This is a genomic window from Nocardioides sp. YJ-D4 (genome assembly GCF_054031495.1).
In genome coordinates this window covers 3,291,153-3,314,337 of record NZ_CM132932.1, presented here as the reverse complement: position 1 = coordinate 3,314,337, position 23,185 = coordinate 3,291,153, and the positions used below count along the sequence as shown (strand labels likewise).

Sequence of the window (23,185 nt, the reverse complement as noted above, 5' to 3'; positions counted from 1 at the left end):
CCCTCGCGCCGGTCGCCTCCACCGCGGCGTACGGTGGAGGAGACCGGATCCCGTTCTCGTGGAGGTATCCCTTGTCCCGTCGTGCAACGACTGCTGCCCTCGCAGCCTGTGCCCTGCTGACTCTCGCCGCCTGCGGAGAGGAGGCAGACCCCGACGACCGCAACGAGGTGAGCGCGAAGCTCGCCGACCCCGACGGGAAGAAGGTCGGGACCGTCGAGATCGAGGAGGACGACGGGGCCACCCAGATCAACGTCCGGGTGAGCGGCCTGTCGGCCGGCTACCACGGCTTCCACGTGCACACGACCGGCAAGTGCGAGGCGGACAGCACCGCCCCGGACGACCCGTCGAAGACCGGCGACTTCCTCTCCGCGGGCGGCCACCTCAACCCCGACGACAGCGCCCACGGTGAGCACCTCGGCGACCTGCCCGCGCTCCTGGTGAACGAGGACGGCACCGCCAGCCTGGAGTTCACCGGCCCGTTCACGCTCGACGATCTCCGGGACGAGGACGGCAGCGCGGTGATGATCCACGCGGATCCGGACAACTACGCCAACGTCCCGGAGAGGTACGCCCCCGAGGGCCCTGACGAGGACACGACCAAGACCGGAGACGCCGGCGGCCGGATCGCCTGCGCGGTGATCGACGCCGGCTGACCGTCGCGAAATGAGGCGACGCACGCCGCCGGGTGGCCGCAGACTGGAACGGTGACCACCGATCTCACCCAGACTGACATGGCCCACCTGCGACGCTGCCTGGAACTGGCGGCGGAGGCGTTGGCGGACGGCGACGGACCGTTCGGGTCCGTCCTGGCGGACAGCACCGGCACGCCGCTCCAAGAGGGTCGCAACCGCGAGCACTCGACCGGCGACCCGACCGCGCACCCGGAGATCGAGCTCGCCCGCTGGGCGGCGCTCAACCTCGACCCGGCGACCCGGGCCGGGGCGACGGTCTACACCTCGGGCGAGCACTGCCCGATGTGCTCGGCCGCGCACGGTTGGTCGGGGGTCGGACGGGTCGTCTACATCGCTTCTTCCGCGCAGCTGACGCAGTGGCGGGCCGGCTGGGGAGCGGCGGAGTCGCCGGTCCGGGCGTTGCCGATCCAGGAGGTCGCGCCGGCGGTCGATGTCGTCGGCCCCGTCCCCGAGCTGGTCGACGAGATCCGCAAGCTCCATGAGGCGGCAGCTCGGGCCTGACCACCGGTCGGGGCCGCACCTCGCGTCCTCGTGGGACAGTGATCGAGTGATCACCGCAGCAGACTTGGCGCAGGCGGTCGCTCCTGCGTTCGCGGAGCTGTCTCAGGCCGGAGAGCCGACCCGGCCCGTGCTCGGCGTGGAGCTCGTCGAGGCCGACGGACCCATCCAGGTCGAGCGCGGCGACGTGGTCCTGGCTGTGGGCGTACGCTCGCTGGACGACGCTCTGGAGGTCGTCGGCAAGGCACGCGACGCGGCGGCGCTCGTGCTCCGGCGTTCGTGGGCCGACCGCGACGAGGTGCGTCGCCGCTGCGCCGACCACGGGCTGCCGCTGCTGGCGATCCCGGACGAGGCGCCGTGGTCGCCGGTGATGGCGATGCTGAGGAAGACGCTCGAGGCCGCGCAGACCGGGCGGAGCCCAGAACCGGCCGACGACCTCTACTCCGACCTGTTCGACATGGCCGACAAGGTGGGTGCGTTGCTCGGGGCCCCGGTGACGGTCGAGGACGCCGCCTCTCGGGTGCTGGCCTACTCCACCGGTCAGGAGGACGTCGACCAGGCGCGGATGTCGACCATCGTGGGCCGCCGGGTGCCGCGCGAGGTGCGCAACCATTTCCGCTCGGTCGGCGTCTTCCGACACCTCGCCCGCTCCGACGAGCCGCTCTTCGTGCCAGCGGCGAACCCGGGCACCCGGCCTCGATACGTCATCCCGGTGCGCGCGGGCGGCGAGTGGCTCGGATCGATCTGGGCTGTGGTGGACGAGCCACCCCGAACAACACGATCGGGCGAGCTGCGAGCCGCCGTCGACGTGATCGCCCTCTACCTGCTGCGCCTGCGTGCCCAGACCGAACTGCACCGTCAGACACAGCTAGACCACGTCCGCACAGCGCTGCGCGGCGACACCACGGACCGACCCGACTGGCTCGGTCCGGAGCCGTGGCGGGTGGCTGCGCTCATCGGCCCGGAGGGCCTGGGCATCGAGGCGCGTGCCGAGCTGTGGGTGATCCTGGCGCGTCGGCACGGCTGGCGCCAGCCGGTCGTGGTCGACCTGGACGGGCTCCTGTACGCGGTGCTGTCCGACTCGTCCGGCCCCGGTTCGACCGCCTGGTTCACCGACCTGGTCCGCGCCGAGTCAGGACACAGCCCCACGGTCGGGCTGCGGCTCGGCTCCGCGGTGGAGACGGTCGCCGAGCTGATCCGGTCCCGGACCGAGGCGGCCGAGCTGTCCACCGTCGAGCTCACCGGCCGACGCCGGACGGTGGCCGCGGTCGAGGACTGCTGGCCCGAGCTGGTGCTGGCTCGAGCCTTGGCGGGGTTGGCCGGGATGCCGCTGGTCTCTCCGGTCGCCAGGCTCACTGCTCCCGAGGCCGACGCCACGCTGCTCGCGACGCTCGAGGCCGTCGTCGACCACTGGGGCGAGGTCGGCCGAGCGGCGCGGGTGCTGGGGGTGCACCCCAACACCGTGCGGTACCGCCTGGCCCGACTCTCCGAGGCCTGTCCGCTCGACCTCGACGACCCCGCCCAGCGCCTGGCCGTACGCCTCGAGCTGGCGCGTGCCCGTGCCGACGCTGCGAACGGGTGACGCCGTCGGCCCCTACCGCAGCGGGTCGACCGGGCGCAGCTCGTCGGGGCGTACGCCGGTGGCGATCTGCTCGGCGAGCAGCCGGCCGGTGACCGGGCCCAAGGTGATCCCCCACATGCCGTGGCCGCCGGCGACGAAGACCTTCGGGTCGCGCGTGGCCCCGACGAGCGGGAGCCCGTCGGACGTACACGGCCTGGCACCGACCCACTCGTCCTCGCGCTGGTCCAGGTGGACGCCCTTGAGGAGCGTCCTGGCCTCGGTCACCAGGGCCTGGATCCGCCGCGGGTCCATCGGCGCGTCGACGTCGCGGAACTCCATCATCCCCGCGATCCGCAGCCGGTCGCCGACCGGCGTGCAGGCCACCCGCTGGGTCGGGAAGTAGACCGGGCCCCGCGGCTGGTCGTCGACCTTGACCGTGAACGAGTATCCCCGTCCGGCCTGCACGATGCGCCGGACGCCGTAGTCGCGGGCGAGCCGGTTGAGGCGGGCGCCGGTGGCCAGCACAGCGGCGTCGTACCGCTCCCCGGCGACCTCGACGCCCGAGCCCGAGGAGGCCACATCCTCCGCGTCGTGGTCCGTCAGGATCCGGCCTCCGCGAGCGCGAACGGAGGCGGCGATGGACTCCACGTACGCCGCGGGGTCGATGAAGCGCTGGTCGCGGATCCGGATCGCGGTGGCGATGCCGTCGGCGAGCGCGGGCTCGTCGGCGCGAGCGGTCTCACCGTCGACGAGATCGAAGTTGATCTCCTGGCCGCTGGCCCGGATGTGCTCGAACTCCTCGAGCAGCGCCTTGCTGTCCTCCGCGGTCCGGAACGCGGCGGTAAACGGCTCGGCGAGCTTCGTTCTCGCCGTCACGCCGCCACGCTCGAGGTCGTCGAAGGCCGCGAGCGCCTCGTTGTTGAGCGGGATCAGAGCCGCCATCGCGCGCTGCCACCGCGGGTGGGTGCAGTTGCGGCCGAACTGCGCCAGGAAGCGGAGCAGACGCGGGTTGGCGGTCGGCGGGATGTACACCGGGGAGGATGGGCTGAGCACGGCCCGGAAGCCATAGGCCAGCACCGAGGGCTCCGGGAGGGGCACGGCCATGCTGGGCGTCAACCACCCTGCGTTGCCCCAGCTCGAGCCCGCGGCGACGTCGTCGCGGTCGAGGACGGTGACCTCGACACCGGCCTCCTGGAGGAACCATGCGGTGGACAACCCGACCATGCCTGCGCCGACCACGACGACGCGCTCGGGACGTGAGTGCCTGCTGGAGTTCATGGCTCCATCGTCGGCTGCCACGCGCGGCTGCTCGTTGGCCGTCGCCCACAAGTTCAGGGGTTGCGGCTGTGCTCCCTCCACAACAGCACCCTGTTGTCCCCGCCACACCTTTCTTGCATTGACTGCAACTTGCACTCACTGCAAGAATAGCCCTGTGCCCACCTCTGCCCCTCCTTCGAACGCCCGCGAGCGCCAGAAGCGGGAGCGTCGGCTGGCGCTGATCGAGGCTGCTCAGCGACTGGTCGGCGAGCGTGGTCTCGATGACGTCACCGTGGAGGAGATCAGCGCCGCGGCGGGGTTGTCGACGCGTACGTTCTTCAACTACTTCGACTCCAAGGACGATGCGGTCCTCGGCATCCAGGAGATCGACCTGGACCCCGAGGTGCGCGCGCAGTTCGTCTCCGGCGGGCCGTCGGGGCGGCTGATGACCGACCTGGAGGCGCTGGTGGCGGGATTCCTCAGGAATGCCGCTCCCAACATCGAGCAGGGCGAGCGGGCGATGCGGCTGATGGTCTCCGAACCCCGCCTCGTCCAGCGACACATCGCCTGGCACCAGCGCGTCATCGGCGAGCTCGAGCAGCTGCTCGCCGAGCGACGTACGGCACGGCCCTCCCCTGTCGATGACGACACGATCGGGATGGTCGCCGGGCTGCTGATGCGATCGAGCGCGCTCGCCTGGGCGCGGTCGGGCTACGAGGGCGATGCGGTGGCGCATCTGCCCGAGGCCGTCGCCCAACTCCGTCTGCTCCTCGACGACTAGCCGCACCTCTCTCGGGACTTCTCACGTCACACGGGACCCGTGTGTCACCACCTCTTCAACTCCTGCCTGTTCAAATCCCGCCTGGAAGGTCCAACCCCATGAGTCATACGGTCGCGCCCGACGCGCCCGACAAGCCGTTGGTCGTGCTGACGCCGCGTACGATCTGGCTGATCTTCGGTGCCCTGATGGCCTCGATGTTCCTCTCCTCCCTCGACCAGACGATCGTGAGCACGGCGATGCCGACGATCGTCGGGGAGCTCGACGGGGTCGAGCACCAGGGGTGGGTGATCACCTCCTACATCATGGCGATCGCGATCGTGATGCCGCTGTACGGGAAGTTCGGTGACCTGTGGGGTCGCCGCTGGCCGTTCCTGGTCGCCGTCGCCCTGTTCACGCTCGGCTCGCTCTTCGGCGGGATGGCGCAGACCTTCCCCGAGCTGGTCGCCGCCCGCGGTCTCCAGGGGCTCGGCGGTGGCGGGCTGATGATCCTGTCCCAGGCGATCATCGCCGACATCGTGCCGGCCTCCGAGCGCGGTAAGTACATGGGCCCGATGGGCGCCCTCTTCGGTATCTCCGCCGTCATCGGGCCGCTTCTCGGCGGCTGGCTCACCGACGGCCCGGGCTGGCGCTGGACCTTCTGGATCAACGTGCCGGTCGGCATCATCGCGTTCGCGGTGGCCTGGTTCGCCCTACGTCTGCCCTCGCACCGCTCCGGACGCCCGGTCGACTGGCTGGGGATCATGTTCATGGTGCTCTCCACCTGCGGCATCGTGCTGCTGACCTCGTGGGAGTCGCTCGGCCACGACGGCTACGACTGGTCCTCGCCGCAGCTGCTCGCGCTGCTCATCGGCACCCTGGCCTCGGTGGCCGCCTTCATCCTCACCGAGACCCTCGCGCCCGAGCCGCTGATCCCGCTGCGCCTCTTCAAGAACCCCACGTTCACGGTGACCACGCTGATCGGCCTGGTCCTCGGGATGGGCATGTTCTCGGCGATGGCGATGCTGCCGACGTTCCTGCAGATGTCGACCGGTGCCTCGATCACCAGCTCCGGGCTGCTGATGCTGCCGATGATGGCCGGCATGATGCTGACCGCGATCGGCTCGGGCATCGCGATCTCGAAGACGGGCCGCTACAAGATCTTCCCGATCGCCGGTCTGCTCATCACCGCGGCCGGGATCGCCTGGATGACCACGATCACCGGCGACATGTCGATGGTTGTCTTCGGGCTGATGATCTTCGTGCTCGGCGCCGGGATGGGCCTGGTCATGCAGACGATCGTGCTCGCTGTCCAGAACGCCGTCGACCCGCACGAGCTCGGCACCGCGACCTCGGCGAACAACTTCTTCCGGGAGATCGGTGCGACCGTCGGCACGGCGCTGTTCACGACCGTGTTCACCACGCGGCTGTCCGACAACTTCGGTGGCCTGGCCGAGAAGATGGCCTCCTCGGGGATGATGCCCGCCGACGGTGCCGGGTTCTCCGGCGGGAGCCTCACCCCGGCTGCTGTCGAGCAGCTGCCCGAGCCGCTCCACACCTGGGTCGTCGACGCCTTCACCGAGGCGCTCGCACCGGCGTTCTGGTACCTCGTGCCGCTGATCCTCCTCGGTCTCGCGCTCGCGCTGTTCCTCAAGGAGGTCAAGCTCTCCGACGAGGCCGGCATGGTCGCTCGCGGGGAGGCAGTCGCAGGCTGAGGCTTCCTTGACGGTCGCCGTGGCAGGGGGCATTCTCCTGTCACGGCGACCGTCCGCTCGAGGGACGTGCGCAGCTCTCGGAAAGGCATGCCATGCCCGCTCGCGCCCTGCCCCTCTCGATCGCGACGGTGTCCGCCCTCGTCGCGAGCATGCTGCTCGGTGTGGCACCGGCCTCGGCGGCTTCGGCCGGGGACGTCGTCCTGGAGACCCTCTCCAACCGGGCCGATCTGGTCTCCGACGGCAACGCGCTGGTGCGAGTCACCCTGCCGAAAGGCGCCGACCCGGACGACCTGAAGGTGTCGTTGAAGGACCGCGACGTCACCGGCGTCTTCGCGGAGCGACCAAACGGCGAGATCGAGGGTGTCGTACGCGGCCTGCGGGTCGGGACCAACGAGCTGACCGCTCGCCTGCCTGACGGTCGTGGCGCCCGGCTCACGATCACCAACCACCCGCGCGGCGGGCCGATCTTCTCCGGACCTCAGCTGCAGCCGTGGCGCTGTCAGCCGACAGCGACGGATGCGCAGTGCAACCAGGAGCCGGCGATCAGCTGGCTCTACAAATCGACAAATCCACTGCTCGACGGGCTCCAGCCGTACGATCCCGCCAACCCTCCGCGTGACGTCGCCACCACGACCACCGACGAGGGCGTGACGGTGCCGTTCGTCGTACGTGTGGAGACCGGCTACCAGAACCGCGACCAGTACCGGATCGCCGTGCTCTGGCAGCCCGGCAAACGGTGGCAGCGCTGGCGTCCGCAGCAGCAGTGGAACAACAAGCTGTTCATCCCGCACGGCGGCAGCTGCGGGGTCGACCACGAGGTCGGCACCGCGCCGACCAAGGACTACTCCGGCACCTTCGACCTGGGCGTCCCGCTCGTCGCCGACGCACTGGGCGACAGCCCGACCGTCGCCCTCGGGCGCGGCTTCGCGATGCTCTCGACCGCGCTGGCCAACACCGGCCACAACTGCACCGTCACCAGCGCGGCCGAGTCGCTGATGATGGCCAAGGAGCACCTGGTCGAGACGTACGGCGACCTGCGCTACACGATCGGCAGCGGCTGCTCCGGCGGCTCGATCGCGCAGCAGACGATCGCGAACGCCTACCCCGGGATCTACCAGGGTCTGGTCGTGACGTGCTCCTACCCCGACTCGCTCTCGCCTGGCCTGCAGTTCTCCGACTACCACCTGCTCCGCAAGTACTTCGAGAGCTCCGAGCGCCTCACCGATGGCAGGTTCTGGAACCCGCTGCAGTGGGCGGCGGTCGAGGGCCACCTGCTGCCGCTCAACGCGGTCACCGCCGACGAGGGCCTGTTCAAGCAGGCGGTCATGCCGACGCACCCGTGCGCCGGGGTCAGCGACCGGGAGCGCTACGACGCGGAGAGCAACCCCGGCGGCGTACGCTGCTCGATCATCGACGGCGCCATCAACATCTTCGGCCCGCGGCCGAAGAGCGTGTGGACGCCCCAGGAGAAGCAGATCGGGCGGGGCTTCGCGGGCTCGCCGCTGGACAACACCGGCGTGCAGTACGGCCTCGAGGCGCTCCGTGCCGGGGCGATCACCCCGGAGCAGTTCGTCGACGTCAACGAGAAGATCGGCGGGCTCGACATCGACGTCCAGCCGCGGGCACAGCGCTCGGTCGCGGACCCGACGGCGCTCACCAACGCCTACCGCAGCGGGATGGTCAACACCGCCAGCAACCTGTCCGACGTGGCGATCATCGACCACCGCGGGCCCGACCCGGGCATCGCGCACGACGCCCGCTGGTCGTGGGCGATGCGCGACCGGCTGACCCGGGAACAGGGGCACGCCGACAACCAGGTGATCTGGTACGGCGTGACACCCCTCATCGGCGACCCGAGCTACTCCAAGGAGGCACTGCTCGCGATGGACCGCTGGCTGGCCTCGGTGGAGGCGGACGAGCGTGACGTACCGCTGGCGGACAAGATCGTCCAGGACCGTCCCGGCGACCTGCACGACCGGTGCACCCAGACCCAGGGAGTCTCCAGCGAGGACGGCCTGTTCCTGCCGGTCGCCGACCCGCTCGTGGACGACCTGACCGGCGGCGCGCTCGACGGCCTGAACCCCGCCCTCAACCCGGTCCTGGATCCCGCGCTCAACCTCGTGGTCGACCCGGTCTCGGACGTGGTGTGCGGGCTCGGACCGGTCAGCGACCTGGTCAAGACCGACTTCGCGACGCCGCGGATCGTGGCCGGCGACAACAACCACTCCGACAACGCCAAGTGCCAGCTCAAGCCGCTGCGTCGGACCGACGACTACGGCGCCTTCGGGCTCACCGACGCCCAGTGGAAGCGGCTGGAGGCCGCCTTCCCCAGCGGGGTCTGCGACTACAGCAAGCCGGGTGTGGGCTTCACCAGGACCGTGCCGTGGCTGACCTACCAGCGAGCCGACGGCTCGGTCGTCCACGGAGGTACGCCGATGGGCACGGCGCCGCAGTCGGCGCCGTTCGGTGGCGCGGTCGACGAATAAAAGGCCAGCCGTCATCGGCGACTCGCCGCTAAGGTCTCGCCCATGCCTTCCCCGGAGCCGACCTTCGTCCTCGTCCACGGCGCCTTCGCCAACTCGTTCTCGTTCGCACCGCTGCAGGCGGAGCTGGCGCTGCGCGGGTTCCGCTCCCTCGCGGTCGACCTCCCCGGCCACGGCTTCGAGGCGACGTTCCCGGCGGCCTACCAGGCGCCCCAGGACCTCGCCGAGCTCGCCTCCGCCCCGGGTGGCATCAAGGGCGTCACTCTCGCCGACAACGTGGCTCGCCTCGTCTCGGTGCTCGAGCGTGCCAAGGAGCACGGCCCGGTGATCGTCGTCGCGCACAGCCGCGGCGGGATCACCCTGACCGCGACCGCCAACGCCCGCCCGGACCTGATCGACTCGATGGTCTACGTCTCGGCCTGGGCCCCGGTGGAGCTGGATGCGGTCGCGTACAACGCCGAGCCGGAGATGGCCTCCTTCGACGCCTCCGCGCTGATCGGCGCGGCCGCCGCGAACCCCGCCGACGTCGGCCTGCTGCGCTGCAACTTCCGCACCGCCTCCCCCGAGGTCCTCGCCGGCCTCAAGCACGCCTTCATGGCCGACGGCACCGACGACGAGTTCCGTACGTTCCTCAACACCTTCCAGCCCGACGAGAACCTCGACGCGGGTGGCCCCGAGGACCGCGCCCAGGCGTCGACATGGGGAACGGTGCCCCGCGCCTACGTACGCCTCAGCGAGGACGTCAGCATGCCGACGGCGATGCAGGACCGGCTGATCCGCGAGGGCGACGCCCTCACCCCGGACAACCCGTACGCCGTCCACATCCTGACGTCGAGCCACCTCGGCTGGCTCGTCCACCCGGCCCCGGCCGCCGACCTCCTCGCGGAGATCGCGGCCGGCTGACGAAGCCACTCATAGCGCACTCACCACGGCACGGGTCCGTTGGCGTCGACGAACGTCCCTGACGGGGCGTCGTCGGGCAGGGTCGCCGCACGGACGATCACCTCGGCGGCCTGATCCGCCGTGGTGGGCGCGTTGTCCCGGTTGATCGGGGTCAGGTCGGTCTGCACGAATCCCGGGCACACCGAGGTCACCTTGACGGGAGTCTCGGCGAGCGCCTTCGCCAGCGCGATGGTCACGTTGTTCAGCGCGGTCTTCGACGACTGGTAGGCGGGCACGACCATGCCGTAGTAGGGAGACTCGGGGTTGGTCTGGTCGGCCAGTGAGGCCATCGTGGTCGTCACGTTCACGATCCGCCCCGCCTCGCTCTTCCGGATGAGCGGCAGGAACGCCTCGAGGACGGCGACCGCACCGATCAGGTTGGTTTCGTAGGTGACCCGGAACATCTCGAGGTCGACGACCTCGGCCGGGTCGGGGTTGCTGGCCTCCGGAAGGACGCCGGCGTTGTTGACCAGAACGTCGAGGTGCCCGTACGTCGCGGCGACATGATCAGCAGCGCGCTGCACGCTTTCGCGGTCGGTGACGTCCAGCTGGAGTGCCGACGCCGAGTGGCCGTCGCGGTTGAGCCGTTCGACTTCGGCCTCGAGCGTCTCGGGACGGCGGGCGGTCAGGATGACGTGGCTGCCGCTCTGGACCAGCTGGCGTGCCGTGGCCCGGCCGATACCGCGGCTGGCTCCGGTGACAAGGGCGACGTTCATGTGCTTCCCATCGTTCGAATTGGTTGCTTCATGAACCATTCAACCGATGTCGGTCCGCCACTTCTGGCGGCAATCAGACGTCGCAGGAGCCTGGCTAAAGCGTTTCCACCCTTGATGTCACCCCTGGTTCACTGTCCCGGTGGCATCCTCCCCCGGCTCCCTCTGGCACACCCTGATCCACCTCCGTGGCAACCCGCGCGCATGCGTGTGGACGGAGCCGATGTGGGGCCTGTCGATGGCGCTGGTGCTGCCGTACCTCTCCGTCTTCATGCTCACGCTCGGGCTGCACGACGCCCAGATCGGCCTGCTGGCGACCGCCGGGATGATCTCCCAGGTGTTCTTCGGGCTCGCCGGCGGCATCATCACCGACCGGATGGGACGTCGGCTGACGAACGCGGTCTTCGACGTGATCGCCTTCGTGATCCCCTGTCTGATCTGGGCGTTCGCCCAGGACTTCTGGGCCTTCCTGGCCGCGTCGCTGCTCAACGGGGCGCTGCAGGTCACCGCGAACGCCTGGGACTGCCTCATGGTCGAGGACGCCGAGCGCGACCAGCTCACCGGCATCTACTCGCTCGTGCGGGTCGCGGCCGACTGCTCGGCGCTCTTCGCCCCGATCGCCGCCTTCATGGTCGCGCAGTTCGGCCTGGAGCCGGCGGTGCGGGTGCTCTTCATCAATGCCGCGGTCGTGATGCTGGCCAAGGTGATCCTGCTGTACGCCGCCTCCACCGAGACCCGACAGGGCCGGATCCGGATGGAGCAGACCCGACACGAGAGCCTCTGGCGGCTCTTCGTCGGTTACCGCGAGGCCGCGAGGCTGCTGGCCCACTCGCGCGGCTCGCTGCTGGCGCTGGCCATCGCCGCCGTCGTCGCGGCCGTCACCCTCGTCAACGCCACCTTCTGGCAGGTCCTGGTCAACCAACACCTGCACGTGCCCGACCCGGTGCTGCCGTTCTTCCCGATGGTGCGCTCGCTGCTGTCGGTGCTCTTCCTCTTCACCCTCATCCGCCGGCTGACCTCGGGGCACGACCTCAAGCAGGCGACCTTGTGGGGCTTCGGCATCTATCTGGCCGGCCAGCTCGTGCTCGTCGTGATCCCGGCCGGCGAGGGTGACGCCGGCGTCGTGACGTACGCGCTTCTCGGGGTGTGCCTCCTCCTCGACGGCTTCGGCGCGGGGATGCTCTTCATGCTCTCGGAGTCGCTCGTCGCCTTCCACGTCGACAAGGACGAGCGGTCACGGGTGATGGCGCTGCAACGCACCGCGGTGATGCTCGCCGCCGCGCCGTTCGGCTGGATCTCCGGTTGGCTCTCCGGGATCGACCGCACCTATCCGTTCTGGTTGACCACCGCGTTGCTCGCGATCGGCCTGGTCACCACCGCCATCTGGTGGACCGGGCCTCGCACCGAGCAGCCGGTCGAGGTCGTGACGGCGGATCGAGCCTGACTGGCGTGCGGTCCTGGACGCCCTCGCTACCGAGTGGGGGGACTCCAGCAACACGGGCGCCCGGACCGCACCCGGAAGTGATAGCACGCATCCTGCGCCCAGCGTCACCAAACCTCGACATCTGGTAACGGATGTTCTCATTCGAGCCGGCTGTGCATGTCCGTCAGGAGATGGCCTACGAGCTGGGCCGGCGCGTCCTCCTGCAGGAGGTGACCGGCGCCCTCGATCCAGGACAGGCGCGCGTGCGGCACGCGTTCGTGCAGCCACTCCGCGTACTCGGGCGGAAGTATCCGGTCCTGACGTCCCCAGATGATGTGAACCGGGAGCGAGAGCTCGCCCAGCAGGGGCTCGTACTCGACGGTGTCGGCCTGGTGGATCTGGCTGTACTGGCGATAGAAGGCGGCCTGTCCGTCCGTTCCACGCCACGGGTCGAGGAACGCCTCCAGCACACCGGGACGGAAGCCGACCTCCGTCGCGTTCCTCAGGTGGCTCGCGACCAGCGCTTCGTGAGCGTAGGACGGGAGCTGGTCGAAGACGTCCGGATGGTTCAGGATGAGCCGGAAGAGACCGCGCTCCCACTCGCCACCGCTGACGGCATCGAAGAGCGTGAGGTCGCGGTAGGCGGCACCTTCGATGAGCAGTGCGCGCAGCGCTATCGCGCCCCCGATGTCGTGAGCCACGATGCTGGGGCTGGACAACCCCCAGTGGTCCAGCAGCCGCCTGAAGTTCTGCGCTTGGGCGGCCAGGCTGAGGTCTTGGCCTTCGTGCTTCTCCGAGGCGCCGAAGCCGAGATGGTCGAAGACGTAGACCGTGCGCCGGCGCGACAAAGCCGGAGCGATGTCGCGCCAGAGGTACGACGAGTACGGCGTGCCGTGCACGAGGACGATCGGTTCGCCCCTGCCGAGCATGCTCCACCGCACCGTCCCACCCGGCGTAGGAAACTCCTGGTCCAGGACCCAATCCACTGCTTTCGCCTCCCGTCACGCGCAGCGGGTGATTGGTAACGACTCAGATCGACGTTACCCAGCGGCTCAAGTCAGGGCGAAGGTGCTGGAGCGCCGTCCCACGGTGCCGCCGACGGTGAGCGCACCGCGGTCGTGCTGGAGGTAGTCGCCGCGATCCGTGGCCACCTGCAGCGAGATCCCGCCCTTGACCGGGATCCGTCGGAAGCTGGCCTCCGCGGCGTACGCTGGGCCGGACTCGACCGGGTCGATCCGGATCATGCCGCCGGTGACCCGGACGTACCGGTCGGGGAAGTTGACCGACTGCAGCGACTCCGAGCCGTCGCCCGCCAGACCGGGAACGAAGCGGAACTGGCTGTCGGCGAGGTCCCTCGGGGCATGGTCCACCCGGACGGCGTACTCGTAGTGGCGTACGAACGAGCCCGGCGCATCCAGCGGGGTGAGCCGCACGATCGGCCCGCCCTTCCCGACCGGGATCCCGAACATGGGTGTGCCGTCCGCGTGCCACACGACCTTCTGCACGCGAGCGTGCCGGTTCGGGTCGTAGAGGGGATCGCCGGTGATGTCGCGGTAGTCCCGGGCGTGGTAGACGAGAACGTCGGTCACGCCGTCCTCGGCGACCGTGAACGAGTTGTGCCCCGGGCCGTACTGCCCGGTCTGCACGTTCGTCGTGAACACCGGATCGGGGCTCTTGACCCACGACGCCGGGTCGAGCAGGTCGGCGTCCGCCGAGGCGGTGAGCAGGCCCATGCAGTAGCGCGAGTCGGTGGCGCTGGCCGAGAACGTCATGAAGACGCGGCCGTTGCGGACCAGCACGGCGGGCCCCTCGTTGACCTTGAAGCCCTGCACCTCCCAGCTGCGGGTCGGGGTCGCGATCCGCGCCGGGAAGGTGCTGATCGCGAACGGGGAGCTCATCTCGGCGATGTAGAGGCTGGTGTTCACCGCGATCTCGGGCTCGCTCTGCGCCCAGACCAGGTAGCGGCGGCCGGCGTGCTCGAAGGTGGTCGCGTCGAGGGCGAAACTCTGCCACGGCGTGACGATCTGCTGCGGCGCGCCCCAGCCCGCCGGGTCTCGCGGGTCGGCGAGCGTCGACTCCATGACGTACATCCGGATCCGGAAGACGTCGTCGGAGTCGCCGGCCGCGAAGTAGACGTACCAGCGACCGTCGATGCGGTGCAGCTCCGGCGCCCAGATGTGACCGCCCATCTTCCCGCTGGCGGGGCGGCGCCAGATCACCGACTCCGCCGCGGTGGCGAGGCCGGCGAGCGAGGCCGACCCGCGGATCACCAGACGGTCGTACTCCGGCACGGAGCCGGTCAGGTAGTACATCCCGTCGACGGGCCGGGTGACGAACGGGTCGGCCCGGCGCTCGACGAGCGGGTTGAGGGTCGGCACTCCCCAGATCTCGGCGTCGCTGGGCATCGGCGTGGACGGCGCCGCGGCGGCCGGCGCGACGTGCCCGGCGAGGGCGGCCGCGGCCCCGAGGCCGACCCCGGCCTGCAGGAGGTGTCGTCTGCTGAGGCCGGCCCGGAGACTGAGGTGGTTCAGGTGATCGGACATGGATGCTCCCCTACCGGGTCTGGATGCGGATGAAGGTCACGGAGTACGGCGCGAAGGTGCGCGTGAAGGTGCTGTCCACGCCGCGGATGGTGCTGGTGACCGGCTTGATGGGCTGCGCCGTACGGGTGTTCTGCGCCTCCGGGTCGCCGCTGATGACGGTCATCTGCGCCCTCGAGGCGACCTTGACGCCGAGGTCGACGCGGGTGACCGCCGGCTCGGCCTGGGCGTTGACGACCTTGACCAGCAGGTCGCCGGTCGCCTCGTCACGGGTGACCACCTGCGCGAACGGCTCGGTGACCTGGTCGTCGTCGAACTCCTGGAAGAGCTGGCCGTCGAGGAAGAGCCGGACGTGGGTCCCGCGGACCTCGATGCGTACGTCGTAGGTGCGCCCGGTCTCGACCGAGTGACCCTCACGGGCGACCAGGGTCTCCTTGCCGCCGTTGGTGGCCTTCTCGACGACGGTGCGGGAGTTGTTCCAGCCCCCGATGTTCCACCAGTAGAAGTTGCCGGAGTCCTTCACCCCGAACGCGACGAGGAAGCCCTCGGCGCCGGACAGCTTCTTGGCCTTGAGCTTGATGTCGTAGTCGCTCGCGGTGATGTCCGCGGCCCCGACCAGGGTGTCCTGGGCGGCAGCGTCCGTCTGGGTGTAGGCGCCGTCGACGACCGACCAGCTGCCTCGGTTGGCCAGCGAGCTCCAGCCCTCGGCGTCTCCGTCCTGGAAGTCGTCGGCGAACAGCTCGGTGCCGTCCGGGGCGGTGACCGACACGTCGTCGTACGCCGCGGAGGTGGCCCAGGTGGAGAGGCCGACGCCGCCGGTGATGGGCTGCGCCTCGATCACCTTGCCGGTCGCCTCACTGGGTACCACCCGGTCACCGACGTTGTTCATGAACAGCTTCTGGACCTCGTAGCTCGCCGAGCTCCAGGACTGGTCGTTGTCGAACCAGATCATGTCCGGGCGCCACTGCACGTGGTCGATGTTGGCCAGCAGCGGGGCGTAGGAGGCGAGCCGCACGACGTCGGCGTTGCGCTCGAGCCCGGTCATGTACGCCGCCTCGGACAGCGCGTTGAAGAGCTTGTTGTCCTGGGAGGCGTACTCACCGAGGAAGACCTTCGGCCCGTTGCGGTCGTAGCGGTCGTAACGGTCGTTGTTCTGCAGGAACCAGGTCGGGGAGTTGTAGTAGTGCTCATCGACCATGTCGACGCCGGCGGCCCGGTTCTGTGCCCAGTGCTGGTCGAAGAGCGCGCCCTGGTCGTCGGGGCCGGAGTTGCTGATGATCGTGATCTCCGGGTAGCGCGCCTCGATGGCCGCGCGGAACTTCTCGAACCGCTCGAAGAACTCCGTCGGCAGGTTCTCCTCGTTGCCCACGCCGAGGTGGGTGAGTCCGAACGGCTCCGGGTGTCCCATCTCCGCGCGCAGGGCGCCCCACTCGGAGTCGACCGGGCCGTTGGCGAACTCGATCAGATCGAGGGTGTCCTGGATGTAGCGCTGCAGCAGGGCCTCGTCGTCGGTGACCCGGTTCTGGCCGCAGCCGGTGACCAGCGCCGGTACGACCGGCAGCGGCATCGCCCCGATGTCCTCGGCGAACTGGAAGTACTCGTAGTAGCCCAGTCCGTAGGACTGGTTGTAGCCCCAGAAGTTGGCGTTCGTGGCTCGCTCCTCGACCGGGCCGACGGTGTCCTTCCACTGGTAGGACCGGGCGCGCTGCCAGCCGGAGGCGGCGTCGTAGCCGGACATGCTGCCGGTGTTGACGAGACAGCCGCCCGGGAAACGGACGAACTCCGGCTCGAGCGCGGCGATCTTCTCGGCGAGGTCCTTGCGCAGCCCGTTCTCGCGGCCCATGAAGGTGTCCTCGGGCATCAGCGAGACCATGTCGAGCCGGAGGGTGCCGACGCCCTCCCCCTGCAGCCACAGCCGTGCGGAGTCGGTCGTGGATCTCGCGGTGAAGGTGCCGGCGTACTTCTTCCAGGTGTCGCCGTCGACCTGGATTCGCACCGGATCGGCGTACGAGGTGGCGCCGGACTCATCGCGCAGCGACACGGTCAGGGGCGTGCCGTTGGCGATGTCCGAGCGTGCCCAGACCGAGAAGTCGTAGCTCTTGCCGGCCTCGAGCGCGACGCCGTTGTTCCAGCCGCCGTTGGAGACGCCGTACGTGCCGCCGGCGGTGTTGGCCAGGGACAGCTGCAGATAGGTGCGGTTGCGCTCGTTGAGCCGGGAGCCGTCGTTGACGGGCGTGGCGGTACCGCTGCCTCCGCCCTCTCCTCGCGGGGTCCAGGCGGTCAGCCCGGTGTAGGAGCGGTTGTCGGCCGGCAGGAACTCGAAGGACCGGTTCCGCACCAGCTCGGCGTAGAGACCGCCGTCGGCCGCGTAGTTGATGTCCTCGAAGAAGACGCCGTACATCGAGTCGCTGATCTCGGGCCCGGCCTGACTGGCGTGGGCTGTGATCGTGTAGTCGGGTTCGGGTGCAGCGGCTCGTCGGTCCGCGCCGAGGCTGGGCGCTGCGTAGGACAGGGGCAGGGCGAGGACGGTGGCGGCGGACAGGACGGTCAGCAGACGGATTCTGTGCACGATGGTCTCCTCAGAACACGCGGTAGGCGGTGCGGATGCGGTCCAGCTCGGCCTTGGTCACCGGCAGAACGGTTCCGTGGCGGGGGCGGCTGGGAAGCTGGTAGTCGCTGGAGATCCGGAAGAAGCCCGAGTCCAGGTCGGTGGTCTCGAACGGCACGTACCCGCGGCCGCCGAACTCGTCGATGAACAGGTACCACTTGTCCTCGGTGTTGGACTTGAAGATCGTCGGCCCCTCGCCGCGGTCGATACCCGGGTTCTCGGCCGTCGCCTTGCCGATGCACTCGGCGACGAAGCTCCAGTCCAGGTCGAGCAGCGAGGTGGCCTTCTCCTCGACGATGAAGTTGCTGCAGGGCGTGGTGGAGGTGTTGTTCCGCTCGTCCTTGGTGAACCGGTAGTAGGTCCCCTCGTGCTCGACGACGGTGGAGTCGATCACCGAGTAGCCCGGGTCGATCCACACCTGGGGCTCGCTGAAGGTCCGGAAGTCCCGGGTGGTCACGTAGACCATCCGGTTGTGGGTGTTGCCGGCATGCTCGGGGTCGGACTCGTCGTAGAGCTTCGAGGCCCAGAAGACGACGTACGCACCGATCCCCTCGTCGTAGTAGGCCTCGGGCGCCCAGGTGTTCCCGGCCTGTGGCGAGGACACCCGGACGTGGCGCTGCTCGGACCAGTTCACGAGGTCCGTGGACTCCCAGATCTCGATGTAGCGGCTCCCGTGGCGCTGTGCCGCATCCCAGTCCCCGTTGCCGTAGATCTTGAGGTCGGTGGCGATCAGGTAGAACTTGTCGCCCTCCGGGGAGCGGATGATGAACGGGTCGCGTACGCCCTTGTCGCCGTGCTGCGACCGCAGCACCGGCTGGCCGCCGTTGAGCTCGTCCCAGTGGAGCGGGTCGTTGCCCCTGCTGGCGGCGAGGTAGACCTGCTCGCCGTCAGCCGTCCCCTCGCCCGTGAAGTAGGCGAAGGTGTAGCCCTCGAGCGGCTCCTGCTTGGGCAGCGGCAGGACCGTCAGCCGGAACTGCCGCTTGCCCTTGACCTTGCCCAGGCTCACGGTGGCGTTGAGTGCCAGGCGGACGGCCTTCTCGCCGTACGCAGGCCGGCTGACCTCGCCGGTCGGGGTCACGATCGTGGGCTCGCTGGAGGTCCAGCTGACGGTCGTGCCGTGCAGGCCCTGAGTCGGCAGCGTGATGTTGCCGCGGATCTGATCGGCGTCCCAGACCTTGAGCGCGGCTGCGGCGCGGGTGACCTTCTCCTCGTCGCTGATGTCGGCGGGAACGTTGACGGTGAACGCCTCGGGCTGGCTCGCGGAGCCGTGGGTTGCGGTGGCGGTGAGGGTGACGGTGGCGTCGGGGCTTCCGTAGGGCGGGCGGGTGACGTCACCGGTCGCGGAGACGACAGCGGGGTCGGAGGAGGCCCAGGTGAAGGTGGAGCCGTTCGGTCCGCTGGCCGGGAGCGAGAGGTCACTGACGACGCGGGACGTGTCACCGAGTTCCAGCCAGGCGAGGTCGCGCTCGACGCGCTGCTCGTCGGTGACGTGGCCCAGCTCGTGGACCTCGGCCGCCGTCAGTGCGCGGTCGTACATCCTGAAGTCGCGCACCTGCCCCTTCAGGTGACGGTCGCCGCTGTAGACGGATCGGCCGAGGTAGTTCGCGGTCGTGACCCCGTTGCCGATCTGAGCGGGCGTGATGGTCACTCCGGTGCGGCGGGCGACCTCGACACCGTCCTCGTAGAGCACCGCGGTGCCGTCGGCGAGCGTGTAGCTGATGGTCTTCCAGGTGTCGCGGACCAGGTTTCGGCCCGCGGTGACCGTCTGCTCGGTGCTCCAGTTGCCCGTGGCGATCGACGTTCGGTAGGCGTTGCCGGTCGTGAACAGGTAGCCGTTGCCCGAGCCGTTGGAGCCGGTGTTGCCGAGGCCCCAGATGAAGTAGGGCGTGGCCTGGTCCGCTGCGATCTTCACCTCGAGCGAGACGGTGATCGACGTCAGCCCGGCCATCACGTCGTTCGGCAGCCTGACGTGGCCGTTGGTGCCGCCGAGGGACAGCCCCTCGCCGCCGAGCCAGGTCGCATCACCGGAGATGGTGCCGTTGCGACCGGCGCCCGACTCGTCGACGACCGTGGTGCCGGCGGTCTGGTCGAGGGGATAGTGGACGACGAGCCCTACGTCGCTCGCGCCCTGCGCCGGCGCGGTGGTCACCAGGCCGGCCAGCATCAGGGGCAACGACGCGAGCGCCGCCAGAGTGCGCGCGAGATGCTTCCGGCGCGGGTTGTCGGGGGTCGGTTTCGACTGGTCCATCTGCGCTCCAGGGTCAGCTTTGGACAAACGCCGGGCTACTCATGTGTGACTGCGATCACATGAATGTGAGCGCTAACATAACCAGGGGGCTGAGGCTGTCGTCAAGAGCCGCCGGCCAAGTCTCTTGGGCGGTCCCGCCGACTGCTCCCCGACGGGCGCGGTGCACGAAATCGAAAAAACCCCCGCCGTTCCTGCCGTGTTCTGGCTGGTCAGACGAGCGTTTTGGCGGAGCCGTCTGCCGGAATCGAACCGACGACCTTCTCACTACGGTGGTGCGTGGCACGCGGAAGCCCGAGCGCTGCGCGGGCGCGTCGGTTGAAGGCGTGGACTGGGGCTACTTCGGAGATTCAGCGCGCTTCGCTGCTTCCTCACGTTGGCGTTGTTCAGCGAGCTTGCGCTCCTGGCCTTGCAGGTGGACCGCCCAGCCCAGCGGAAGGAACCAGAAGGCGCCGACGGCGATCAGCCACCAGCTCGTGTCGACGACAAAGCCGACCAACATGCACGCGATGCCGACTGGAACGAGCCACCACGTCTTGAGCGTGCGGGCGAGGAAGCGCTGGAGCATGTCGGCGACCGTAGCGGGTGGCGGGGTTCGCGCATGGTCGTTCGATGTGAACCGTTTCGGGTGAGCGCCGAACTGGTGCACGGAGGAGCGTCTTGGTCTTCAGACTGAGGCACTCCTCTGGTTTTGCCCGTTGCCGTCGGGACGGGGGGCGCGTAGGCCCGGCCGCCATGCCGCATGCCCGGAGCGCGGGGTCCCTGGCCCGCCGACGGGCCTGCGCGCGGAGCGCGCCTTGAGTCAGTAGAGAAAGTTCTCACGAACCGGGCCGGGTGACTGGATCTGGTCCGGCGATCGGGGCGCGTAAGGCGTCCGGCAACTGACTTTGCGGTTGGCGGGTCGGGGGCGCGGACCTGCGTGAGTGAGTGCAGAACGTTTCGATGATTGCGGTGGACATGTTCACCCGCGCGACGGGGGCTCTAGGCTCCGGGCGTGATCCCAGACAGTGAGCGGACCTGCGCGGAGTGCGGCGGACCGGTCCTCGCCCACGATACGTACTTCTGCGTCCAGTTCGAGAACCAACCGCAAGAGGTGTGGAAGGACTTCTGCTCGTGGGAGCACATCGTCGCTTGGGTAGGAAAGGGCGAGCCGGACTGGGAGGCCGAAGCCACTCTGTTTGAACCCACGCGGTGGTGGGTTCAGGTCGGCTGCATCGCCGTCCTCCTGCTCGTGCTGACCATATTCACCATGGGCCTGATCTCGCTGGTGGGCCTGGTTCTCTGATTCGGCGCCAGCCGCCAACGTTGATCGCGCCAAGGCGTCGCGCGTCAGGATGGTCGGACGACTCGATCTATCCGGCGCGCTGCCTCTTCGGGCACTGTCTCGCTGGTGTCGTGTCCCCTTGGCTAATCGCGTGCTCCCGATCGTGCAACGGCTGGCGGAGGGCAAGAAGGCGACTGACTTTCTCCTGACAACCGACTCAGGCGCGACCCTGCACCATGGCGCTGTCATCCGCGCTCTGCAGTGGGAGAAGATCGGCCAAGGGCGACGGCTTCACGACCTGCGGCACACCGCAGCATGTCTCTGGCCGGCTCGTCGCGTCGACGTCGGGACGGTCAAGGAGTGGATGGGTCACGAGTCGATCGCGACCACGAATCTGTACCTGCACTTCCTCGGTACGGGCGCTGACATCGCGGGCCTCGAGCGGCTCAACGACGACGCCCGGGAAAGGCCCCAAACACGACTTGGGGGGCACGAGACGAGGAGACGGGCAAATGACAACACGAAACCCGGCCCTTGCAGCCGTGTTGTGGCTGGTCAGAACCGGGTTCTTGTCGGAGCCGCCTGTCGGAATCGAACCGACGACCTTCTCATTACGAGTGAGACGCTCTGCCGACTGAGCTAAGGCGGCGTACCGTCAGCCGTTACCGCATGAAGCGGGTCTGGTTGAGCGGACCGGATGAGTGTACCGAGACTGCGCGCTCGACACTAAAACGGTGCGCCTCGACGTGCTCGTCGATGGTCATGCGGGTGGGCTTGCCCTTGCCGATGAGGCGGCCCAGGCGGCGTACGCCGTGCTTCATTGTTGCTCTGCTCTTCTCTGAACGTGGGTCAACCACCGACTGCGGACACAGGGGTGGTGATTCAATGATGGCCGCCGGCGATTCATAGAGGTAGACGATCTTTCCTTGGAAAGTCATAGGATGTCTCTATGTTGTCGCTGCACCAGCTCCGCGTGTTCCTCGCGGTCTACGAGCATGGCTCGTTGACCGCGGCGGCCGACGAGCTCGGGTACGCGCAGCCGTCGATCTCGGAGCAGGTCAGAGGCCTCGAGCGTACGCTCGGCGTCCAGCTCTTCCGGCGCGTCGGGCGTGGGGTGGTGCCGACCGGGGTGGCCGATGAGCTGAGGCCGCACGCGGAGCGTACGGTCGCCGCCGCGGAGGACGCACGCAAGGCCGTGCAGGCGGTGAAACAGTTCGAGACCGGGACGATCCGGTTCGGGATGTTCGGGATCGCGCGGCTCTACGGCGGCGCCGGTCTGGTGGCGGACGTGCTCGACCGGTACCCGGGCGTACGCGTCGAGCTGACGGGGCAGAACTCAGCCGAGGTCCAGGAGGACCTGCGACGGGGACGGCTCGAAGCGGCGATGCTGCTCGTCGGCAGCGTCTCCGGTCCGGGCCTGAAGGTCACGCCCGTGGCACGCGACGAGCTCGTCTACATCTCGGCCGACCCCGCTCATCTGGCCACACCGGTCACCCCGCACCGGCTCTCGCTGGCCTCGCTGGTCATGTCCGACACGAGCTGGAGCGCCGAGGACCCCACCCGGGTCACGATCCGCAACCTGCTCCACGAGACCGGCCGCAACCCACCCAGCCGGATCGAGGTCGAGGACATCGAGACGGCCGTCGAACTGGTGGGGATGGGCTATGCCGACAGCGTCATCGCCAAGGGAGCAGCCGAACAGCTGCTCCCCCGGCTGGCGCCGAAGGCCGGCTGGGTGTCGCTGCGGCCGCGGACGTACGACACATTCGCCGTCGTCCACCGCACCGACGCCACCCTCTCCCCCGCCGCCACACTGATGATCGAGCTGGCCACCAAGCGGATCCAGGCCATCGCGGACCCGGTCCACCGGCGCTAGCCCGGTGTGGCTCAGTCGCAGCCGTAGCCGTCGTTGTCGGCGTCGAGGCGCCACGGGTCGGAGCTGTTGTTGACCCGGACAGGCTTCTTGTAGCCCGGGATCTCGCCGCAGTCGCGGTCGTTGGTCGAGGTCGCGTTGAAAACCTGCTCGCCGTTGGCGTAGGTGTAGTCCAGACCCGAGACGCGCTTCTTCAGGTAGAACGACGCGGACACGTCGGCGCGCCGGTTGGCGTCGCCGGCGAACTTCCAGCGGTAGTAGCGGCTGACCTTCGGCGTCACGATCACGGCGCACTTGCCGTACTTGTTCGTGACGCAGGAGGTCACGCTCATCCAGCGGCCGCTGGCCCTCTTCTGCAGGTGGATGCGCTTGCCCTTGATCGGGTTGCCGCCCGCGGTCAGCTTGCCGACGGGACGGTAGGACCTCGTCCCGTACGGCTTGGCGGAGACCTTGATGACCTTGGTGATGACCTTGGCCGACACGGTGGCCGGCGGCGTGGCTGCGTGGGCGGGCTGGCTGATGACGGGGGCGACCGCGATCGCCAGGGCGGCGACCGCAGAGGCAGCGAATGCCTTCGTCGTCGAACGGACTCGCTGGTTCATGATCACGTGCTC

General features: G+C 69.1%; 19 protein-coding genes, 1 tRNA gene and 1 pseudogene. 11 read left to right on the top strand and 10 right to left on the bottom strand.

Annotation, left to right across the window (positions count from 1 at the left end):
* The first annotated feature begins 71 nt into the window (after positions 1-71).
* The 3 genes from ACW14X_RS15820 to ACW14X_RS15810 are packed head-to-tail and all read left to right on the top strand — an operon-like array spanning position 72 to position 2,772.
* Positions 72-653 carry a superoxide dismutase family protein gene (locus tag ACW14X_RS15820; RefSeq protein ID WP_457162609.1) on the top strand — a complete coding sequence of 194 codons (582 nt, stop codon included), beginning with the start codon at positions 72-74 and terminating at the stop codon, positions 651-653.
* A 51-nt stretch (positions 654-704) separates the two neighbouring features.
* Positions 705-1,193, top strand: a complete 489-nt coding sequence (locus ACW14X_RS15815; RefSeq protein ID WP_201451184.1) for a nucleoside deaminase — start codon at positions 705-707, stop codon at positions 1,191-1,193.
* Between the two features lie 46 nt (positions 1,194-1,239).
* Positions 1,240-2,772 carry a PucR family transcriptional regulator gene (locus ACW14X_RS15810; protein ID WP_457162608.1) on the top strand — a complete coding sequence of 511 codons (1,533 nt, stop codon included), beginning with the start codon at positions 1,240-1,242 and terminating at the stop codon, positions 2,770-2,772.
* Between the two features lie 12 nt (positions 2,773-2,784).
* Here the strand turns inward: ACW14X_RS15810 and ACW14X_RS15805 are convergent, their stop codons facing one another.
* Positions 2,785-4,110: an NAD(P)/FAD-dependent oxidoreductase gene (locus tag ACW14X_RS15805; RefSeq protein ID WP_457162607.1), complete on the bottom strand. Its 1,326-nt coding sequence runs from the start codon at positions 4,108-4,110 to the stop codon at positions 2,785-2,787.
* A 73-nt stretch (positions 4,111-4,183) separates the two neighbouring features.
* On the opposite strand from ACW14X_RS15805, the gene ACW14X_RS15800 reads away from it, so the two are divergent.
* The 4 genes from ACW14X_RS15800 to ACW14X_RS15785 all read left to right on the top strand — a co-directional run bounded on the left by ACW14X_RS15800 (position 4,184) and on the right by ACW14X_RS15785 (position 9,866).
* Positions 4,184-4,789 carry a TetR/AcrR family transcriptional regulator gene (locus ACW14X_RS15800; RefSeq protein ID WP_457162606.1) on the top strand — a complete coding sequence of 202 codons (606 nt, stop codon included), beginning with the start codon at positions 4,184-4,186 and terminating at the stop codon, positions 4,787-4,789.
* A gap of 98 nt (positions 4,790-4,887) precedes the next feature.
* The gene (locus ACW14X_RS15795) at positions 4,888-6,480 is read left to right on the top strand and encodes an MDR family MFS transporter (protein WP_457162605.1); all 1,593 of its coding nucleotides are present in this window, start codon (positions 4,888-4,890) and stop codon (positions 6,478-6,480) included.
* 92 nt (positions 6,481-6,572) lie between these two features.
* Positions 6,573-8,966 carry a DUF6351 family protein gene (locus tag ACW14X_RS15790; RefSeq protein ID WP_457162604.1) on the top strand — a complete coding sequence of 798 codons (2,394 nt, stop codon included), beginning with the start codon at positions 6,573-6,575 and terminating at the stop codon, positions 8,964-8,966.
* Positions 8,967-9,008: 42 nt separating this feature from the next.
* A complete protein-coding gene (locus ACW14X_RS15785; RefSeq protein WP_457162603.1) occupies positions 9,009-9,866 on the top strand; it encodes an alpha/beta hydrolase in 858 nt (285 codons plus the stop codon).
* Positions 9,867-9,886: 20 nt separating this feature from the next.
* On the opposite strand, the gene ACW14X_RS15780 is transcribed toward ACW14X_RS15785, so the two are convergent.
* On the bottom strand, positions 9,887-10,621 hold the full coding sequence (locus ACW14X_RS15780; RefSeq protein WP_457162602.1) for an SDR family oxidoreductase: 735 nt from the start codon (positions 10,619-10,621) through the stop codon (positions 9,887-9,889).
* Between the two features lie 139 nt (positions 10,622-10,760).
* On the opposite strand from ACW14X_RS15780, the gene ACW14X_RS15775 reads away from it, so the two are divergent.
* Positions 10,761-12,062: an MFS transporter gene (locus tag ACW14X_RS15775; RefSeq protein WP_457162601.1), complete on the top strand. Its 1,302-nt coding sequence runs from the start codon at positions 10,761-10,763 to the stop codon at positions 12,060-12,062.
* Positions 12,063-12,199: 137 nt separating this feature from the next.
* Here ACW14X_RS15775 and ACW14X_RS15770 read toward each other — a convergent pair whose 3' ends face one another.
* The 5 genes from ACW14X_RS15770 to ACW14X_RS15750 all read right to left on the bottom strand — a co-directional run bounded on the left by ACW14X_RS15770 (position 12,200) and on the right by ACW14X_RS15750 (position 20,002).
* Entirely contained in the window at positions 12,200-13,027 is an 828-nt protein-coding gene (locus ACW14X_RS15770; protein WP_457162600.1) for an alpha/beta fold hydrolase, read from the bottom strand.
* 66 nt (positions 13,028-13,093) lie between these two features.
* Positions 13,094-14,584, bottom strand: a complete 1,491-nt coding sequence (locus ACW14X_RS15765; RefSeq protein ID WP_457162599.1) for a family 43 glycosylhydrolase — start codon at positions 14,582-14,584, stop codon at positions 13,094-13,096.
* A gap of 10 nt (positions 14,585-14,594) precedes the next feature.
* The gene (locus tag ACW14X_RS15760) at positions 14,595-17,150 is read right to left on the bottom strand and encodes an alpha-L-arabinofuranosidase C-terminal domain-containing protein (RefSeq protein WP_457162598.1); all 2,556 of its coding nucleotides are present in this window, start codon (positions 17,148-17,150) and stop codon (positions 14,595-14,597) included.
* A 10-nt stretch (positions 17,151-17,160) separates the two neighbouring features.
* Positions 17,161-19,437: an immunoglobulin-like domain-containing protein gene (locus ACW14X_RS15755; protein ID WP_457162597.1), complete on the bottom strand. Its 2,277-nt coding sequence runs from the start codon at positions 19,435-19,437 to the stop codon at positions 17,161-17,163.
* A gap of 334 nt (positions 19,438-19,771) precedes the next feature.
* Positions 19,772-20,002 carry a hypothetical protein gene (locus ACW14X_RS15750; RefSeq protein WP_457162596.1) on the bottom strand — a complete coding sequence of 77 codons (231 nt, stop codon included), beginning with the start codon at positions 20,000-20,002 and terminating at the stop codon, positions 19,772-19,774.
* 426 nt (positions 20,003-20,428) lie between these two features.
* Between ACW14X_RS15750 and ACW14X_RS15745 the strand changes: the two genes are divergently transcribed.
* Together ACW14X_RS15745 and ACW14X_RS15740 are read left to right on the top strand one after the other, a co-directional pair.
* A complete protein-coding gene (locus ACW14X_RS15745; RefSeq protein WP_457162595.1) occupies positions 20,429-20,719 on the top strand; it encodes a hypothetical protein in 291 nt (96 codons plus the stop codon).
* 49 nt (positions 20,720-20,768) lie between these two features.
* Positions 20,769-21,092: pseudogene (locus ACW14X_RS15740) on the top strand (hypothetical protein); the annotation flags it as partial.
* Between the two features lie 182 nt (positions 21,093-21,274).
* Here the strand turns inward: ACW14X_RS15740 and ACW14X_RS15735 are convergent.
* Both ACW14X_RS15735 and ACW14X_RS15730 read right to left on the bottom strand, forming a co-directional pair.
* A tRNA-Thr gene (locus ACW14X_RS15735) sits at positions 21,275-21,347 on the bottom strand.
* 13 nt (positions 21,348-21,360) lie between these two features.
* Complete coding sequence (locus tag ACW14X_RS15730) at positions 21,361-21,636, bottom strand: hypothetical protein (RefSeq protein WP_457162594.1); 276 nt, start codon at positions 21,634-21,636, stop codon at positions 21,361-21,363.
* Between the two features lie 11 nt (positions 21,637-21,647).
* Between ACW14X_RS15730 and ACW14X_RS15725 the strand changes: the two genes are divergently transcribed.
* Entirely contained in the window at positions 21,648-22,574 is a 927-nt protein-coding gene (locus tag ACW14X_RS15725; RefSeq protein WP_350838950.1) for a LysR family transcriptional regulator, read from the top strand.
* A gap of 11 nt (positions 22,575-22,585) precedes the next feature.
* Here ACW14X_RS15725 and ACW14X_RS15720 read toward each other — a convergent pair whose 3' ends face one another.
* Positions 22,586-23,173, bottom strand: a complete 588-nt coding sequence (locus tag ACW14X_RS15720; protein ID WP_350838952.1) for a hypothetical protein — start codon at positions 23,171-23,173, stop codon at positions 22,586-22,588.
* Positions 23,174-23,185: the final 12 nt, after the last annotated feature.